Source organism: Aeromonas sp. 600774, from assembly GCF_049175075.1.
GTDB lineage: Bacteria > Pseudomonadota > Gammaproteobacteria > Enterobacterales > Aeromonadaceae > Aeromonas > Aeromonas veronii_A.
On record NZ_JAAKUJ010000003.1, the window covers coordinates 93,696 to 110,501 of the forward strand.

Consider the following 16,806-nt stretch of genomic DNA (forward strand, 5'->3'; position numbering starts at 1 on the left):
GGGGCGTAAGGTTATATGTGTTTTACCTTCACATGTAAAGCCTTCAGAAGGCGTCGGTGACTATCTTGGGGGTCACGAAAATCAGCAATTCCCGCTTTTTGTTCTCGCTGGTGGTCTTGCGAAACAGGGCCCCCAATCCGGGTATATCGCCCAGCAAAGGCACCTTGGTCACATCACTTTTGATAGTCTGCTGATAGATGCCGCCGAGTACCAGAGTCTCACCATTGTTCACCAGCACCTGTGTCGTGATGGACTGAGCATTGATGGAAACCGCATCACCGGTACCGGTCGGTACGGTTTCGCCCTTGGTATCCTGGGTGACGGTCAGGTCGAGAATCACACGATTGTCAGGGGTGATCTGCGGTGTAACCTTCAGGCTCAGCACTGCCTTCTTGAAGGTGACCGAGGTTGCACCACTGGAAGAGGACTCCACATAGGGGATCTCGGTACCCTGTTCAATCAATGCCGGTTTCTGATTAGCCGTGGTCACCCTCGGACTGGCGATAATCTCGGCCTTGCTCTCTTTTTCCAGCGCCGACAACTCGAGATCCAGCAAGGTGCCATCAGCCAGACGGGCAACCTGGAATGCCAAAGTACCGGCAGCATTGGTCACCGGCAGGTTGACGTTCAACCGATCGTCAGCTGATGGCCGGGGATTGATAGCCGAACCGCCGTTGTTATTACCTGAGCCATCATTCCCCTCAATAGAGCCGGACGTGCTATTACCATGTCCATCATTCTTGGTCACCCCCCAACGCACGCCAAGCGCCTCATCAAAACCGTCGTCGATGGTCACCATGCGTGCTTCAATGACGACCTGCTTGACCGGAATATCCAGAATATCGAGCATCCGCTTGATGCTGCTGATCACTTCAGCCGTATCTTTGACCACCAACACGTTGGTGCGCTCATCCACACTCACCGCGCCACGTGGCGACAGCAACTTGGTACTCTCGGATGAGAGCAGAGCAGCTACTTCGGATGCTTTTGCATAGTTAATCTGCAAGTATTCGGTATATAACTGGGCCAAATCGGCCACCTGATTACGGCTCTCTAACTGCTGTTTCTCCCGTGCCGCAATCTCTTCAGCCGGAGCAACCAGCAGGATGTTGTTATCAAGCCGCTTATCCAGACCACGTACTTTCAAAATGATGTCAAGCGCCTGCTCCCAGGGCACACCATCCAGTCGTAATGTCAGATTGCCGGCTACAGAGTCGGTGGTCACCAGATTGAGGTTGTTGAAATCTGCGATAAGCTGCAGCACAGTACGGACTGGAATATCCTGGAAGTTCAATGAGATAGGCTTTCCTTGGTACTGCCTTGAGGACGCCGATGCCGCCTGACGTTTTTTCACCTCGATAATGAAAAGTTTATCGGCCTGATCGTAACGGTAATCAAATTGACCATTAACCGACAGTTCAAATAGAGTGTCACTGCCTTGTCGAGACACCTCAACCTGAGAGACCGGCGTTGCAAAATCCTGCACGTTGATCAGATTAAGCAAACCATCGGGCACCCTAGTGCCATGAAACTTGGCTAGTACGGTCTGGCCGCGGCTGCTCACATCGACGGCAGCCGAGCTGTTGTCCAGCGTGACCAGAAACTCCCCCTGGCCATCCTTGCCACGACGAAAATCCACCCCAGTCACCGAGTTGAAATAGGCTCCACTCCCACCGTTCTGATAGTTGCTGAGCAATGGTTTACTGGCGGTAGGAGTAGCAACAGGGGAGCTGACAGGTGTCACAGGTAGTGACTTGGCAACTACCTGAGAATTGAGTAGTGCCGAGGGTGCTGGTGTGGCCAGCATTGCAGAGGACGCTGTTACAGCAGGAGCAATCAGAGCACTATCACCATTATTCAGGGCAGATGAGGTCCCATCCCCCAGGGAAACCAGCAACTTGTTACCCTGCTGCTGAACCTGATAGGGAGCCAGCTGATCGAGCGCAATTTTGATGTCAAGGCCAGCCCCCTTCCCTTCCACCTTAATATTGTCTACCCCCTGACGCTGAATAGGCAGCGGATTTACCTTGAGCGCCCCCACGGCTCCAGGCACATGCAGCAGAAGCTGATTAGGTTGATAAGAGAGGCGATCGGTAAAGCCACTCACAGGCTCGCTGAAGCTGAGCTCCAATTGCAACTGATCTGCCAACAATGGATTAACTTTTATCTCTTGCAAGGTTGCCACTGCCCAAGCCTGGCTGAAGGCACTGGCGCAAAACAGCAAAGCCACTTTTGTTAGACTGTCTATGGTTGTTCTCATTGCTGTTCGTCCCTGATTATTGTTTTTCTTGCATATTGGCCATCGCCAACTGGGTTTCTCTTGTTACCCAGCACCCCTTTCCATCCGGAATGGTTTCCAGCAAATCCACAGCCGTAGGAGTAATCTTGATGACTCGCCCCTGATCGAGCCCCATATACTGGTTGAGCCCGACCCGTATGGATTTTCCATCGGGTGTGCTGATCAGGGCCCACAACTGCCCGGCCTTGCCCAAAGAGCCATGCATTGACAAGCTGGCGAGGGAGTAGTTTTCCAGCACCTCTTTTTCTCTGTCCATCATAACCTGCGCGCAATCAGGTTTCACTTGGGAGGCATTCGCTCGTCCGACACTTGCTTCTGGTTGAGGCATCATGAAAGGGCTACGCAGGTCACGTTGTTGATAGTGCATGGGGGAAAACGGTTTCAACTGGGGTAACGGTTCAATCGGCACAGGAGGTCTTGCCTTGATTTGGGCAATATAGGAATCCATCTCCTCCTGACCACCACACGCCGCCAGCAAGAGAGCAGGTAACAAGCAGCAGATGCGTCTCATTGTTTCTGCTCCACTGTTTTACCATTGTACTTATATGTTTTGGCAAGCATCGACATAGAAATCAGGTCTCCTGGATCCTTGCTCTGACTCAAGGTAAAGGAGTCGAGAATAACGATACGAGGCAAGGCCGCCATATCTGCTGTAAATTTGCCTATCTGATGATAATCACCCACTACCTCGATCCTCATAGGCAGTTCGGTAGAAAATTCGTGCTTGACTTCTGGTTCCCAGTTGATGCGATTCAGTTTCAAGCCATTATCGGTGGCAATAAAGCTGATATCGTCAAGCAAGCCGGCAACCTCATGGGTATTTGGGAGTTGTTTAAGCTGAGTATCGACCAACTGCTCGAGCTGGATCATTTGTGCCTTGTAGGCTCCCAGGTTAGCTGCCAGCATCGCCTTGCTTTCAAACTGACTTTTCAGCTCTGTCTCTCTGGCACTCTCGTTAGTCAGATTGCCCAATGAATTGGCTATCACATAGTAATAAATAGCACCACCAGTCAATACACAGCACAGCAGGATAAAGACCGCTTTAGCCCATTTTGGCCAGCTCGCGATGTCATTCAGATCAAGCTCGTTGAGTTGCTGAAGATTCATTTGCTCTCCTTGGCCATATCCCCGGCAGCCGCGGCGTTACTGGCAATCAGGAACATCATCGAGAATTGGCTCAACGATACCGGTGAGACCTCTGATGCAAAAATTGTGCTGATTTTTGACTGCCCCAACCAACCGGAGCCATCGATTCGACGCATCATGCTGGCCACTCGGCCATAAGCTTCTGTCTTGCCATTGACATCGATAATGTTGTTTTGCAATGAGAGGGTATTAAGATAAACCCCATTGGGTACCAGAGAGGGGAGCTGGTTAAAGAGGCGAACAGGCACATTCCTCCGCATCTGTAGATGTTCGATAAGCTGCATCCTATCGATCAGCTCTTTGCGACGCTCCTTGAGCAAACGAATCTCACCTAATTGCGCATCGAGGATGGTCATCTCCTGAACCAACCGCTGATTGCGCTGCTGCTGGGCGGTAATCTGGCGCTCGACCAGCCAGTTGGCAAAGAGACTCAGTGCGACAGTGACCAACACGAAAAGCCCAAGCAGGGCTCCGAACTGTTTCTTTTGACGCTGAGCCCGGGCCTCGCGCCAAGGGAGAAGGTTTATATTTGACATGGTGTAAAACTCCTCAGAGCCAACCCGAATGCCGTCATATATTTAGCTCCATGTACCAGGTCTGCGTTCCCTTTCGGTTTTCCAAACAGGGTGAACAAATCCGGATGAAGTACCTCGCAATTGGCTTCTTCTTTTATTTGCACCAACAAGCCAGGTAGTAAACTACCACCCCCGGTCAGCACCAACTTGGCAATATCGCGGTAGCCTGACGAGCTGCAAAACAGCTGGATATTACGCCGCACCTGTTGTAGGAGCGAGTTGATATGTGGCATCAGCACGTCCAGCTCATGGTCAACAGGTAAAGTACCTTTGGTCTTGGCTTGTTCAGCCTCATCAAGGGTCATGCCATAAAAGGATGAGATGGCCTGGCTATATTGATCACCGCCGAAATTCTGCAATCGAGAGTAGATCACCTCCCCCTTAACCAAGGCGGCGAAAGTCATGGCACTGGCACCAATGTCGATCACTCCGATCGGTCGCTCACTCTCCTGCAACTCGGGCAAACAGGCCACTACGGCTCGTCCAAGTGCATGTGCCCCCACATCGACTACCTTGACGGCAATGCCTGCCTCAGCGAGGGCACTGACACGACCATTGACACTCTCTGTTCGAGCGGCACTCAGCAGAACATCCTGACGATCTTCACTGGCATTGGTGCCCAGCACCTCAAAATCGAGACTGACTTCATCAAGGGGGAAGGGAATGATCTGCTCGGCCTCCAGCTGCACCTGGCTCTCCAACTCCTTGTCACCGAGACGGGCATCAATCTGAATTACCTTGGTGATCACGTTGGAACCAGTCACTGCAGTCGCTGCATAATCGCTATGGCCAGAGATAAGACGCTTGAGGTTTTTCAAAGATGGGCTGACCCGCTCGATATCCTGCAGCTGGTAGTCAACCAGTGTTCCTTTCGGGGTGACAACCTCGGCTACAGATTCAATATGCAGCTTGCCGGGACGGCCACTGAGCGTAACGGCCTTGATGGTCTGGCTACCGAAATCAATGCCCGCCAGGGGGAGGAGGGATCCCTTATTAAATAGCCCAAACATATACACATCCATGCGTTATTGGGTTTTATACCTGAATTGAGTGTAGGACACTCTATCATATGAGAGCTTGACCCATCCTAAATGCTCTAACTATCAATGTCATAAAGTTTATACCGAAAAGTGACCCACCTCGCTTTCTTGAGATGAAGGCGGCACCTTGGTTATTGCTCAGCGTAGTGCTAACCTCTCGCATCCTGTCGATGGGTGACTTGCCACAGGAAAACCTCGAATTCCAGATGGCAAAAGGGCTATACTCTGCGCCCGTTGGCTAAATTTAAGACGATTGGTAGTTCTTCCATGCTGAAATGGCTCGTTCGCCTGTTTATTGTCATGATGCTGGGTGCTGTGCTGGGTGTTGCCAGCCTCATCGGTATCTACTTCTATATAAAACCCCAACTGCCCGATGTCACCGCACTGCGTGATGTCAAACTGGCAACCCCGATGCGGGTCTACAGCAGAGATGGGGAGTTGATCGCCCAATATGGCGAAATCCGTCGCATTCCGTTGCGCCTGGATGAAATCCCCCAGCCAATGATCGATGCAGTACTGGCAACCGAAGATGCCCGCTTCTATGAACACCCTGGCATTGACCCCATCGGCATCATTCGCGCAGCCTCCGTCTGGGCCGTATCTGGCCATGCCCGTCAGGGCGCGAGTACCATCACCCAGCAGGTTGCCCGCAACTTCTTCCTGAGTAATGAGAAAACCATCATCCGCAAGATCAAGGAGGTCTTTCTGGCCTGGCGGATCGAGCAGAATCTCTCGAAAGACGAGATCCTCGAACTCTACCTCAACAAGATCCCTCTCGGTTATCGCTCCTTCGGGATCGGTGCTGCGGCTCAGGTTTATTTTGGTAAAGAGGTCAAGGATCTGGGGCTGGACGAGATCGCCATCATTGCCGGTCTGCCCAAAGCCCCCTCCATGCTCAACCCCATCCGCTCCCCCGAACGCGCCTTTGCTCGCCGCAACGTTGTGCTGGGCCGGATGCTGGAGACCGGCAAGATCACCCAGGCCCAATTTGACGAAGCCTCCAAAATGCCGATCAAGGCCCGTTTTCACGGCGCCGAAGTGACCCTGCACGCCCCCTATCTGGGGGAAATGGTTCGCCAGAAGATGGTCGAGCAGTTCGGTGAAGATGCCTACACCATGGGCCTGCACGTCTATACTACCGTCTCTGCCGAACGCCAGCGGGCGGCCAGACAGGCGCTGCTGGATGGCGTCTTTGCCTACGATATGCGTCACGGCTATCGTGGCCCGACGGCTCAGTTGTGGAAGGCTGGTGAGTCAGCCTGGGATTACGAACAGATCGTGGCCCACCTTGGCAAGCAGCCCACTTATGATCCGCTGATGGCGGCGGTCGTGACCAAGCTCGGTGACCGGAGCGCAACGCTGGTACTGAAAAATGGCAAGGAAGCAGAGCTCGGCTGGAACGGCATTAAATGGGCCCGCTCCTTTATTACCGACGACCGTCAGAGCTATGCCCCGAAATCGGCGCGCGATGTACTAAAAGTCGGCGCCCAGATCTGGGTGCGGGAAGAGGGCGAAGAGTTGCTGCTGTCCCAAATCCCGGACGTCAACGCCGCGCTGGTTGCCATGAATCCGAAAAATGGGGCACTGGAAGCACTGGTCGGGGGGTTCAGCTTTGAGCTCTCCAAATTCAACCGGGTCGATCAAGCTCGTCGCCAGATTGGTTCCAATATCAAGCCTTTCCTTTATGCGACCGCGCTGGAGCACGGCTATACCTTGGCGTCGCTCATCAACGATGCGCCGATCAACCAGTGGGATCCGTCAAAAGGGCCCATGTGGCAGCCCAAGAACTCCCCGGCCGTTTATGATGGTCCCACCCCGCTGCGTCTGGGTCTGGCCAAGTCCAAGAACGTGATGTCGGTTCGACTGATGCGCGCCATCGGTCTGGATACCTATATAGATGGTCTGACCCGCTTTGGCTTCCCTCGCGACTTCATCTCTCCCCATGAGTCGCTGGCACTGGGCGCTGCCGAATTCACCCCCCTCGAGGTGGTACGTGGTTACTCGGTACTGGCCAACGGTGGCTTCCTGGTGACACCATATTTCATCGACAAAGTGACCGACAGCCTGGAGAACACCCTCTATCAGGCCAATCCCGCCATCGCCTGCAGCAATTGCGAACAGCAGACGGCGTCCGAACAGAGCACACAGTCACAGCCAACTGTTGATGGCACAGCACAAGATGGCTCTCAGACTCCTCTCGCACCGCTCATAGCCCCGCATACCATAAGTGCCCAGAGCGCATTCCTGATCACCGACACCCTGAGCACAGCCATCTGGGGTGGCAACGGCTGGCGTGGTACCGGCTGGCGTGCAGCCCGCGACCTGAAGCGTCACGACATCTCCGGTAAAACCGGTACCACCAACGAATCGCGGGATGCCTGGTTCTCCGGCTACACCCCGGACATAGTCGCTACTTCCTGGATCGGTTTTGACAACCACCAACGTGGCCTTGGTCGTGCCGAATTTGGTGGTGGCGCCGCACAGCCTATCTGGATCGACTTCATGAAAGTCGCTCTCAAAAAGCTACCGGAGCACAAGATGCCGGTTCCCGAGGGGATCATGACGGTGAAGATTGACAGCGAAACAGGCCTGCTGGCGACCAGTGGTGGCACCGACGAATACTTCAAGGAAGGTACTGAGCCGACCCGTTACGCTGCGCCCAGCTCGGACGGCAATCAGGTCTACGGCGGCGACAACCCAGATATGGAAGGGCCTGTCTCTACCGACGATATCTTCTAGGTCGCTTTTGCGGCAGAAGCAGAACCGGCAGCCTTGGCTGCCGGTTTTTTATTGGGCCAACTGCTTGCGCATCAATGTAGTGATCGTGGCCGCCAACTCGTTGAAACAAGGGCGACGCACCGAGTAGTGGCGATAGAGCAGCGAGATAGTCCGCCCTGGCACCGGGTCGACCACGGGTCGATAACTGACTCCTCCCTCATCATGATCGGCAGGTACGGCCAGCTTTGGTACCAGAGTCATGCCGCTACCGGCAGCTACCATGTTGCGCAGGGTCTCGAGACTGGTACCCTTGAAGCGCTGATCTTCACCTATCCCACCAGCAAAACAGAATCCCATCGCCTGATCCCGCAAACAGTGGCCATCGGCCAGCATCAGCAATTTCTTGCCCTTGAGATTGCCGAGCGGCACCTGTCTGGCCTGTGCTTCGGGGTGATGGCAAGGCACCGCCAACCACATCGGCTCGTGGTAGAGCTGGATTGAACCAAACCCCTCCATCCCCGGCATCTCGGCCAGAATGATGCAATCCAGCTCCCCCTCTTCCAGCCGCTTGAGCAGGGTCTGGGTTTGCTCCTCATAGAGGTAGAACTCCAGCTGGGGGAAACGCTCACGCAGGGCCTGGATAATGCGGGGCAACAGATAAGGGCCCACAGTCGGAATAAAGCCGATATGGATCTCCCCGGACATCGGCTCGGAAAAATGCTGGCCGATGCTCTTGAGCTCACGCACCTCCTTGAGCACCCGACGCGCCTGATGAGCCATGGCATCGCCAGCCGGGGTAAACAGCACCTTGCGCGAGGTACGTTCGATCAGAATGACACCGAGTTCATCCTCCAGCTTGCGCAGCTGACCACTCAGGGTAGGTTGACTGACAAAGCAGCGTTCGGCGGCTTTGCGAAAATGTTTTTCCTCATCCAGCGCCACCAGATATTCGAGATCGCGAAGATTCATACAGCAAGAGTCCTGCCTGGAAAATGGGCCATCAGCATGCACAATATCACCCGGCGGAACAAGTCATCGGCTCGCTCTGGCCCTCGGAAATAACAAAGCCCGATCACCTCGCGGCAATCGGGCTGTTTGACTCGACAAGGGATTACACCCTGAAACGGCGCACCATATCCTGCAACTGGCTGGCCAAATGGTTCAACTCGTTGCAAGCTTGAGCCATCTGGGTGGCACCGGCCGCCACCTCTTCGGAGGCGTGGCTGATATTGACCACGTTGCGGTTGAGCTCCTCACTCACCGCCCCCTGCTCTTCGGTGGCTGTCGCAATCTGGATATTCATGTGGGAGATGCTGCTGACCGAGCCACTGATCTGGGAAATGGACTCTCCCGCCTCCCGAGCGGTAGCTACAGTGGTGTTCATCAGCTCCTGACTCTGTTGCATGGTACTGCCCGCCTGTTCGGCACGCTGCTGCAACTCGGCAATGATGGTATTGATCTGGGAGGTGGAGTCCTGAGTGCGCTTGGCCAGCGTACGCACCTCATCAGCCACCACCGCAAACCCCCGTCCCTGCTCACCGGCACGGGCCGCTTCAATGGCCGCGTTCAATGCCAGCAGGTTGGTCTGTTCGGCAATGCCGCGGATCACCTCCAGCACCATGCCGATATTGCGGCTATCATCGCCCAGTTGCCGGATCACCACTGCAGTGCTCTCGATGGCCCCTGCCACCCGCTCGATGCGCAAAATAGAGTCATTAACAGTCTTGGCCCCAATCTCTGCGGTTTCGCTGGCCGAGGTGGCGGCACTGGCGGCATCGCTGGTGTTGCGAGAAACCTCCTGCACCGTGGCCTGCATCTCGTTCATCGCGGTTGCCAGCTGATTAAGTTCATGCTGCTGGGCACTCATGTTGGCCGCTGACTGCCTTGCTACCGAGCTCATCTCTTCGGTGGCCGAACTCAGTTGCACCACTGAGCCCGAGACTTCACTGACCAGGGTGCGCAAATTGGTCTGCATCTCGCCAAACCCTTTGGCAAGGGTGCCCAGTTCATCATTGTTGAACTGCTGCATATCGATGCGGGATGTAAGATCGCCGGAGGAGACACGGCGAGTCTGCTCCAGAAGGGCCATCACCGGATTGCGGATCTGGGCGGTCAACAGCCAGGCAATCACCACCACAAAACCCAGCGTCACTAGGCTGACAATAATGCTCATGGTTCTGGCATTGCTATACATGGCCGCAATGTCTTTCACCATCTCATCGGCAATCTCGTTATTGATCTCCCGCAAACGATAAGACTTGGCACCAACCTCTTCCAATGCGGCACGAGTCTCGTTTTTGCGCAGACTTCTGACTTTATCCAGATCGCCAGCAGCAAAGGCATTTAGCAGCTGGTCATGCACCGAAAAATACTTGGCCCCCGCCGCAACCACCTGCTCATAAACCTGCTTCTCTTCACCAGTAGTGAAAGGTAAAGCACCATATTTTTGGGCTGCTTGCTCAAATTCCTGCTTAGCCTTATTGAAGGTCAGGGTGCGATCGCTTACCTCTTGCTCATCCTTGTTCAGGCCACCGATGACCTGGGCCAACTCTGAACGACGCGCATCCAGCACGGCGACATGCATCTGGCTCGCCAGACGAGTAGAAGGCAGCAAATTACCTGTTATGGTTTCGGTATCACCATAGAGCTTTGCCAGCTGGCTGATTGAAAACCAGGCCAAGCCCAGTACCAACAAGGCCAGGATGGCAAATCCGGCACTCAGTTTCTGGCCGATGGACATGTTTTTGAACATATAAGGGCTTCCTTGAAATGAGTCTTCACTCCCGCAACATCCACCGGGAATGGTCATATAGAGCATAGCCTGCACCCAGAAAGCAGAAGGATTTCATACCGTTTCTGTGCTTGTTTGCCTATCGGCCCTGGACACCTTTCCTGAAGCGAACCAGTGTTCAAATAACAGCCATCATGTGATTAGCGCCAGCAGATGCGTGCGCAGAGCATCCGGCTCCCCCAGAAAATCGGCAACCCGTACAGGCGTGACCCGCCCCTTGTGCATCAGCCCAAGGGTGGGATAACCCTGACCCCCCAGCCGCTTCATCCAGCCCTGGCTATCTGCCAGATGTTGCAGCAAGGGGGCCTGCAGATAAGCTTGCTGAAATGCCTCGGCTGCAATCCCCTGCTCTACCGCCAGAGTGGCGAGAAATGCCGGCTCACCAATCCAGATCCCGGCCCGATAGTGGGATTGCTGGATCCGGTGCAACATAGCCAACCCATCCCCCCCCAAGGCCGTGACGGCCAAAACCGCACGGATCGGCGGCTCGGAGTCCAGCAGACACCCTTCGCGCAGCAGCAGTTCGTTAAAGTAGCGCTCGCCAAAATGCTGGCCGGTCAGCGCCTCGATCCGCTGATCATGGGGGCGCACATAATCACGCAATGCCTCGCCCATAGGCTGACGGCGGCTGCCCAGCCAGAGGCCACCCGCATGCAGCTCGATCTTGAGCCCGTCAAGGGTGGCTGCCGCCTGCAACAGGGGCGCGGCACCGTAGCACCAGCCACAGAGCGGGTCATAGACATAATGGAGGGTAGTTTGTTGTTCGCTCATCTTCATTCTCACTTCAATCTTGGATAAAAAACCGGGCCCTGAAGCCCGGTAAAAAAACACAGGGAAAGCAGGCTCAGTGGCTTACCACTTCATCTCGCCGGTATTGACCTTGGCACCGATGGCCAGACCATCGTCAACCGGCAGCGCCGGGTAGGCCTTCTTCAGAGCCTCGATCAGCTCGCCGGAATTTTTTGCCTTGGCCAGCTCCTGCTCGAAACGCTCTACATAGTCACGGGTAAAGGTCACAGCCGCAGTGCCTTTGGGAGCAGTCCCCAGGAAGTGGCCCGGAACCACGCGCTCGGGTTTCAGGGCCAGCAGGTTGTCCAGCGCCTTGACCCAGTTGCTGCGGGCTGCTTTGGTCTGGCTGTCTGCCATCCAGACATGCACCCCGTGATAAACCGGCACACCACCAAAAGCAGTCTTGATGGAAGGGGCCCAGAGGTAGGCATTCGGGGTATTCATCTCTTTGATCTCAATCTTCTCGCCATCCAATGTCAGGTGGCTGGCAGTCATCACTTGCGGCACGGTCAGGCTCTTCGGTGCGCCCTTGCCGAGGATCGGGCTCCAGTAACTCAGCTTGGCATCCTTGGTCTGGTTGATATGGTCAACCACATGCTGGTCAGCCAGCACTTTGACATCCGGGAACGCAGCCATGACGGGCTCCAGACCGAAGTAGAAGTCGGGGTCACCGGCACTGATATAGACAGTGGTCAGCTTCTTGCCGCTCTTCTTGATCATGTCGACCAGCGCCTGACCATTTTGCACGTCGAACTGGGCATCGATCAGGATGGCCTCTTTGTCACCGGTCACCAGTGAGGAGGAGACCGGGAAGATCGCCTTCTCGCCAGGGTTGTAGACGGTCACGCTCAGGGGGGCGGCCAGTGCGGCGCCACTCAACAGGGTGGTCGCCAGAGTCAAGTTGCGGATCAGGGTGTTGTTCATCATCTATTCCTCATTAAGTATTCGGGGGGTCATTTGATGGACACAGTGTATTGGATCACTTAAGGTGCAAATACAGCATAAAAAGCGCATCACTGTTGCACATATCGAACATATAGAGAGCCATACATGGATCGACTGACCGCATTGCAGGTCTTTGTCAGCGTAGTCGAACAGGGGAGCCTGAGCGGCGCCGGAGAGAAACTGGATATGTCGCGCGCCATGGTGTCGCGCTATCTGGCCGAGCTGGAGAGCTGGATGGGCGCCCGCCTGCTGCACCGCACCACCCGTCGTCTGAGTCTGACCGGACCGGGAGAGGAAGCGCTGAACCGGGCCCGCGCCATGCTGGCGCTCGGCGAAGAGATGGAGCAGATCGCCGTGAAGGGGGATGACGCCCCCAAGGGACAACTGCGGATCACCAGCAGCTACTCCCTGTCGGAAGCCTTGCTGGTCGGGGCTGCTAACGACTATCTGGCGCAATACCCGGGGACGGCCATCGACATTCTGCTGCTCGACAGAACCGTCAATCTGGTGGAGGAGCGGATCGATCTGGCGGTGCGCATCACCAACGACCTCGACCCCAATCTGGTGGCACGCCGTCTCGGCACCTGCCACTCGGTGGTCTGTGCCAGCCCGGCCTATCTGGCCCGTCATCCGATGCCACACAAGGTGCAGGATTTGGCGCTGCACAACTGCCTCACCTACACCTACTTCGGCAAGAGCCTGTGGGAGTTCAATGGACCGGATGGCCCCGAGTCAGTGCCGGTCAGCGGTAACCTGAGCGCCAACATCTCCAACCTGCTGCTGGAAGCAACGCTGGAAGGCGCCGGGATCAGCCTGCAACCCCGCTACTCGGCACAACCCTATCTGGAGCGCGGGGAACTGGTGCCCCTGCTGACCGACTGGCAGCCCAAGCGCCTCGGCGTCTACGGGGTGTATGCCACCCGCAAGCAGATGTCGCCACTGCTGCGCAGCTTCCTCGATTTTCTGCTGGCCCGCATGGCGGCGGATCCCATCTGGCAGGAGTAAGCACTCCGCACACCCAAACATAACGAAGGGGCCGCTGTGGGCCCCTTCTTCATCTTCATCAGTTGATCAGGCTTCAAATCCGAATGGTTCTGAGTGCGGCGCTTCCGGCTGCGCACTCTCGTCCAGGAAAATATCCCGATAAGCCACATAGATGGAGTAGTTGAGCGCCGGGATCACCACCAGCAGACCTACCAGTAACAGCACAGCGCCAAACAGCAACAACATGGCTGAGAGCAGTCCCCACCAGAAGAAGGGCCACATATTGCGCCAGCAGCCGAAGAAGCTCAGCCGTACCGCCTGGATGATGCCGATATCGTGGTGGTAGATCAGCGCCGGAGCAAAGGTGACCCCCATCAGCACGGGAATGATGAGCAGCATCCCCACCAGCAATACCAGCAGCAGTTGTTGCAACTGGCTGGCTGAGACCACCATGCTCTCGGGATCCTGCGTCAGCAGCGGGAGCAGCCCCCACATGGAGAGCAGACCGAGACAGACGAGGCCCACCAGGCTGAACAGCAGCAACACCAGCAGACCGCCTAGCATCAACGGGGTCAACTTGTGGCGAAAACCGGCGAAGAGATCGGCAAACTGCAGCGGCTCCCCCCGATAACCCCGAGCGGCGACCGCCACCCAACCCGCGCCCCACACCATGTAGAGCAGCTGGGAGATAAGGCCACCCGCCGGCAGTTGCTCCAGCAGCATGCCCACCATAAACCAGACCAGCACCATGGCTACGCTGATCCCCATCCCCTTGTTGAAGATATCGAACCCGCTGCGAACCCAGAGCCAGCCACGACCTGTCGTGTACCGAGCCGGTGTGGTGCGCAAAGGGGGTAATCCGTTCATATCGTCTCCTCGGAGTGTCGGTGGCATCAGTGCCGGAAGCCGATTCTAGAGCCAGGGCGGGGGCGACTCAATGGCGAAGCGGCCCGACCACGACATAAAACCTGACGCAGCTATGCACAAAAGGGGCGTCAGCCACGCCCCGCCACTGGCTGCCCCGACCATAACGAGGCACAATCTGTCCCCTCCTCCAGCCGCGCCTGTCGTGGCCAGCATGTCGTGATCACCCTTTAGTGATCGGCGAATGCCGGACAGGGGGTTGTCATCCCGCCATCCCGGGCGTTTTAACATCGAGTGGTATCGTCATGAGAGTTGTGTGTTGTCTGTTGTTGTTACTGGCCAGCCAGTCAGCCCTGGCCGAGGGTTTTATCGGTCGCCTGCTCAACCATCCGGTGCCGGGTGGCGTTGCGGTGATCCCTCTTGGCGCGTCACCCACTGCCCCCACGGCTCGCTATCACGACAAACCCGTGCTGGTAGTGCGCGAAGACAACCAGTGGATCGCCATCGTCGGCATTTCTCTGAAAAGCACGCCCGGCGCCCAGCAACTGAGCACAGGTGATGGCCGTACTCTCGACTTCAGCGTCACCCCCAAGCACTACCGCGAGCAGCACATCAAGCTCAAGAACAGCCGTCAGGTCAATCCGCTCGCCGAAGATATGACCCGTATCAACCGCGAGCTGGCGGAGCAAACCCGAGCTTACCAGACCTTCAGCCCCAACCAGCCGAGCAACCTGCTGTTCGACAAGCCGGTCAACGGCCCCCTATCCAGCCCGTTTGGCCTGCGTCGTTTCTTCAATGGCGAGGAGCGCAACCCCCACTCCGGCCTCGACTTCGCAGTGGGCGCCGACACCCCGATCAAGTCCCCCGCCGCCGGCAAGGTGATCCTGATCGGCAACTACTTCTTCAATGGCAATACCGTCTTTGTCGACCACGGTCAGGGGCTCATCAGCATGTTCTGCCACATGTCGAAGATCGATGTGAAGCTCGGTCAGAGCCTGCCGCGTGGCGGCATCGTCGGGCGAGTCGGTTCGACCGGCCGCGCTACCGGCCCCCATATGCACTGGAACGTCAGCCTCAACGACACCCGGGTCGATCCCGCCATCTTTATCGGTGCCTTCAAGCCCTGAATCGGCAGAGCCCGTTAACAAAACATCCTCTAACAAAACAGGCAGCCCATGGCTGCCTGTCTGCTATCTGCACGTCGAACCTGATTACCTATTCGGCCAGTGCGTGGGCGCCGGACTCCCGATGCATCGCCCGCCACATCACCAGCACCAGCAACAAGCTGCAGCTAGGCAATGCCAGCCATACCCCGGGCACGCCCCACAGGGTCGAGAATCCCCACAAGAAACCGCCGATCAGCACCAGCTTGCCACCGGTGAGCAGGGAGGCGATGCGGGCCCGATTGATGGCCTGGAAATAGGTGGCCCCCACCAGCAGCAAGCCCTCCATCGGCAGCCCCCAGAAGTAGAGCCAGATCCCGAGGCTCGCCACCGGCAAGAGAGCCGCGTTGTCGCCGGCAAACAGATAAACAGCCGCCTCCGGCCAGAGGTAGAGCGGTACCATACCGCACAGCGCGATGGCCACCGTCACGGTCAGTGCCAGATTGCGTACCCGCAACACCCGCAGCCAGTTGCCTGCTCCCGCATTGAAGCTGGCGATAGGCTGAATGCCCATGGCGATCCCCTCAAAGATAAGATAGAAGAACGCCTCGGTATAACTGATCACCCCGTAGGCAGCCACATGCAGGGAGGTGCCTACGGCCAGCAGTGCCTTGTTGTGTAGTGCCAGCACCACCGAGAGGTACAGGTACATCAGAAAGCTCGACACTCCGAGACGCAGCGTCTCCCCCATCAGCCGCCAGTTTGGCATCAGGGTATCCCAACCAATCCGCAGCTTGCTGCGCGGGGTAAAGAAGTGCCACAGACAGAGCCCGCCGGTCACCGCCTGGGAGAGCATGGTTGCGATGGCGGCACCTGCCAGTCCCCACGGAATAACAGCCATCAGCAGATAGTCAAGCAGCACATTGAGCAGGCCGCCGCCGACCAGGATCCAGGTAGTGAGCCCCGGGCGCCCGTCATTGCGCAGCAGGGCGGTAAAGGCCATGGAGAGAATGGCAAAACCGCCGAGCCAGGCATACCAGTGCAGATAGGCCAGACCGGCGCTGAAAATCTCTCCTTCGGCCCCCATCCAGGCCAGCATGGTGTCGCCATGACGGATCCCGACGTAGGCAAGCAGCACCGCGGCCAGCAGCACCATCACCAGTGCATTGCCGACAATATGGCGGGCCTTCTGCTGCTCGCCGCGTCCCAGATGAAAGGAGACCAGGGCCGATGCGCCCATGCCTATCAGGGCGCCGACTGCATAGAGCACGGCACAAATCGGGTAAGCGAGCATCAGACCGGCCAGCCCGTCCTGACCCAGAATATGACCGACGAAGATGCCGTCTATGGTGACATAGATGCCGGTGACCAGCATGGCGGCCACAGTCGGCGTAACGTAACGCCAGAAAAGGCGAGATAGCGGGGCAGTGCCCAGATCAACGGCTGACATATGTGGCCCAGTGCAGAAAAAGCGCTAGGGATAATAGCGAAAGGACAGCATGACTTCCTGTTATTTGTGTTACGAATCATTAATATAGACTGCTTTACCCAG

14 protein-coding genes are annotated in these 16,806 nt (G+C 56.5%); 3 read left to right on the plus strand and 11 right to left on the minus strand.

Annotated features, from left to right (window positions below; all coding sequences use genetic code 11):
- Positions 1–43: 43 nt before the first annotated feature.
- Genes G5171_RS04690 through tapM form a run of 5 tightly spaced genes read right to left on the minus strand, consistent with a single transcriptional unit; the run spans position 44 to position 5,030 of the window.
- Positions 44–2,260 (minus strand): type IV pilus secretin PilQ, encoded by a 2,217-nt coding sequence (locus G5171_RS04690; protein ID WP_005347911.1) that lies wholly within the window; start codon positions 2,258–2,260, stop codon positions 44–46.
- Between the two features lie 16 nt (positions 2,261–2,276).
- Positions 2,277–2,810: a pilus assembly protein PilP gene (locus G5171_RS04695; RefSeq protein WP_288728481.1), complete on the minus strand. Its 534-nt coding sequence runs from the start codon at positions 2,808–2,810 to the stop codon at positions 2,277–2,279.
- Positions 2,807–3,406, minus strand: a complete 600-nt coding sequence (tapO, locus tag G5171_RS04700) for a PilO family type IV pilus biogenesis protein TapO (RefSeq protein ID WP_005347920.1) — start codon at positions 3,404–3,406, stop codon at positions 2,807–2,809. The genes G5171_RS04695 and tapO overlap by 4 nt, the downstream gene beginning before the upstream one ends.
- Complete coding sequence (gene tapN / locus G5171_RS04705) at positions 3,403–3,981, minus strand: PilN family type IV pilus biogenesis protein TapN (protein ID WP_421250657.1); 579 nt, start codon at positions 3,979–3,981, stop codon at positions 3,403–3,405. Before tapN ends, tapO begins: the two co-directional genes overlap by 4 nt.
- On the minus strand, positions 3,969–5,030 hold the full coding sequence (tapM, locus tag G5171_RS04710) for a PilM family type IVa pilus assembly protein TapM (protein WP_421212294.1): 1,062 nt from the start codon (positions 5,028–5,030) through the stop codon (positions 3,969–3,971). Before tapM ends, tapN begins: the two co-directional genes overlap by 13 nt.
- Before the next feature lie 297 nt (positions 5,031–5,327).
- Here tapM and G5171_RS04715 point away from each other — a divergent pair, with 297 nt between their 5' ends.
- Positions 5,328–7,799, plus strand: a complete 2,472-nt coding sequence (locus G5171_RS04715; RefSeq protein WP_005347929.1) for a penicillin-binding protein 1A — start codon at positions 5,328–5,330, stop codon at positions 7,797–7,799.
- Between the two features lie 48 nt (positions 7,800–7,847).
- Here G5171_RS04715 and oxyR read toward each other — a convergent pair whose 3' ends face one another.
- The 4 genes from oxyR to G5171_RS04735 all read right to left on the minus strand — a co-directional run bounded on the left by oxyR (position 7,848) and on the right by G5171_RS04735 (position 12,282).
- The gene (gene oxyR / locus G5171_RS04720; protein ID WP_421250658.1) at positions 7,848–8,747 is read right to left on the minus strand and encodes a DNA-binding transcriptional regulator OxyR; all 900 of its coding nucleotides are present in this window, start codon (positions 8,745–8,747) and stop codon (positions 7,848–7,850) included.
- Positions 8,748–8,889: 142 nt separating this feature from the next.
- The gene (locus tag G5171_RS04725) at positions 8,890–10,530 is read right to left on the minus strand and encodes a methyl-accepting chemotaxis protein (RefSeq protein WP_337072439.1); all 1,641 of its coding nucleotides are present in this window, start codon (positions 10,528–10,530) and stop codon (positions 8,890–8,892) included.
- A gap of 171 nt (positions 10,531–10,701) precedes the next feature.
- Positions 10,702–11,346, minus strand: a complete 645-nt coding sequence (locus G5171_RS04730; protein WP_421259899.1) for a DsbA family protein — start codon at positions 11,344–11,346, stop codon at positions 10,702–10,704.
- Positions 11,347–11,421: 75 nt separating this feature from the next.
- Positions 11,422–12,282, minus strand: coding sequence for a Vmh family MBL fold metallo-hydrolase (locus tag G5171_RS04735; protein ID WP_005335035.1), 861 nt, complete (start codon positions 12,280–12,282; stop codon positions 11,422–11,424).
- 126 nt (positions 12,283–12,408) lie between these two features.
- Here G5171_RS04735 and G5171_RS04740 point away from each other — a divergent pair, with 126 nt between their 5' ends.
- Positions 12,409–13,308, plus strand: coding sequence for a LysR family transcriptional regulator (locus G5171_RS04740; RefSeq protein ID WP_167573451.1), 900 nt, complete (start codon positions 12,409–12,411; stop codon positions 13,306–13,308).
- Positions 13,309–13,374: 66 nt separating this feature from the next.
- Here the strand turns inward: G5171_RS04740 and G5171_RS04745 are convergent, their stop codons facing one another.
- The gene (locus G5171_RS04745) at positions 13,375–14,154 is read right to left on the minus strand and encodes a BPSS1780 family membrane protein (protein ID WP_005362278.1); all 780 of its coding nucleotides are present in this window, start codon (positions 14,152–14,154) and stop codon (positions 13,375–13,377) included.
- A gap of 302 nt (positions 14,155–14,456) precedes the next feature.
- On the opposite strand from G5171_RS04745, the gene G5171_RS04750 reads away from it, so the two are divergent.
- On the plus strand, positions 14,457–15,278 hold the full coding sequence (locus G5171_RS04750) for a peptidoglycan DD-metalloendopeptidase family protein (RefSeq protein WP_421259900.1): 822 nt from the start codon (positions 14,457–14,459) through the stop codon (positions 15,276–15,278).
- A gap of 88 nt (positions 15,279–15,366) precedes the next feature.
- Here G5171_RS04750 and G5171_RS04755 read toward each other — a convergent pair whose 3' ends face one another.
- Positions 15,367–16,704, minus strand: a complete 1,338-nt coding sequence (locus tag G5171_RS04755) for an MATE family efflux transporter (protein WP_421259901.1) — start codon at positions 16,702–16,704, stop codon at positions 15,367–15,369.
- Positions 16,705–16,806: the final 102 nt, after the last annotated feature.

Coding starts and splice junctions, on each gene's coding strand:
- G5171_RS04690 (WP_005347911.1), bottom strand. CDS start 2,260: ATGAGAACAACCATAGACAGTCTAACAAAAGTGGCTTTGCTGTTTTGC.
- G5171_RS04695 (WP_288728481.1), bottom strand. CDS start 2,810: ATGAGACGCATCTGCTGCTTGTTACCTGCTCTCTTGCTGGCGGCGTGT.
- tapO (WP_005347920.1), bottom strand. CDS start 3,406: ATGAATCTTCAGCAACTCAACGAGCTTGATCTGAATGACATCGCGAGC.
- tapN (WP_421250657.1), bottom strand. CDS start 3,981: ATGTCAAATATAAACCTTCTCCCTTGGCGCGAGGCCCGGGCTCAGCGT.
- tapM (WP_421212294.1), bottom strand. CDS start 5,030: ATGTTTGGGCTATTTAATAAGGGATCCCTCCTCCCCCTGGCGGGCATT.
- G5171_RS04715 (WP_005347929.1), top strand. CDS start 5,328: ATGCTGAAATGGCTCGTTCGCCTGTTTATTGTCATGATGCTGGGTGCT.
- oxyR (WP_421250658.1), bottom strand. CDS start 8,747: ATGAATCTTCGCGATCTCGAATATCTGGTGGCGCTGGATGAGGAAAAA.
- G5171_RS04725 (WP_337072439.1), bottom strand. CDS start 10,530: ATGTTCAAAAACATGTCCATCGGCCAGAAACTGAGTGCCGGATTTGCC.
- G5171_RS04730 (WP_421259899.1), bottom strand. CDS start 11,346: ATGAAGATGAGCGAACAACAAACTACCCTCCATTATGTCTATGACCCG.
- G5171_RS04735 (WP_005335035.1), bottom strand. CDS start 12,282: ATGAACAACACCCTGATCCGCAACTTGACTCTGGCGACCACCCTGTTG.
- G5171_RS04740 (WP_167573451.1), top strand. CDS start 12,409: ATGGATCGACTGACCGCATTGCAGGTCTTTGTCAGCGTAGTCGAACAG.
- G5171_RS04745 (WP_005362278.1), bottom strand. CDS start 14,154: ATGAACGGATTACCCCCTTTGCGCACCACACCGGCTCGGTACACGACA.
- G5171_RS04750 (WP_421259900.1), top strand. CDS start 14,457: ATGAGAGTTGTGTGTTGTCTGTTGTTGTTACTGGCCAGCCAGTCAGCC.
- G5171_RS04755 (WP_421259901.1), bottom strand. CDS start 16,704: ATGTCAGCCGTTGATCTGGGCACTGCCCCGCTATCTCGCCTTTTCTGG.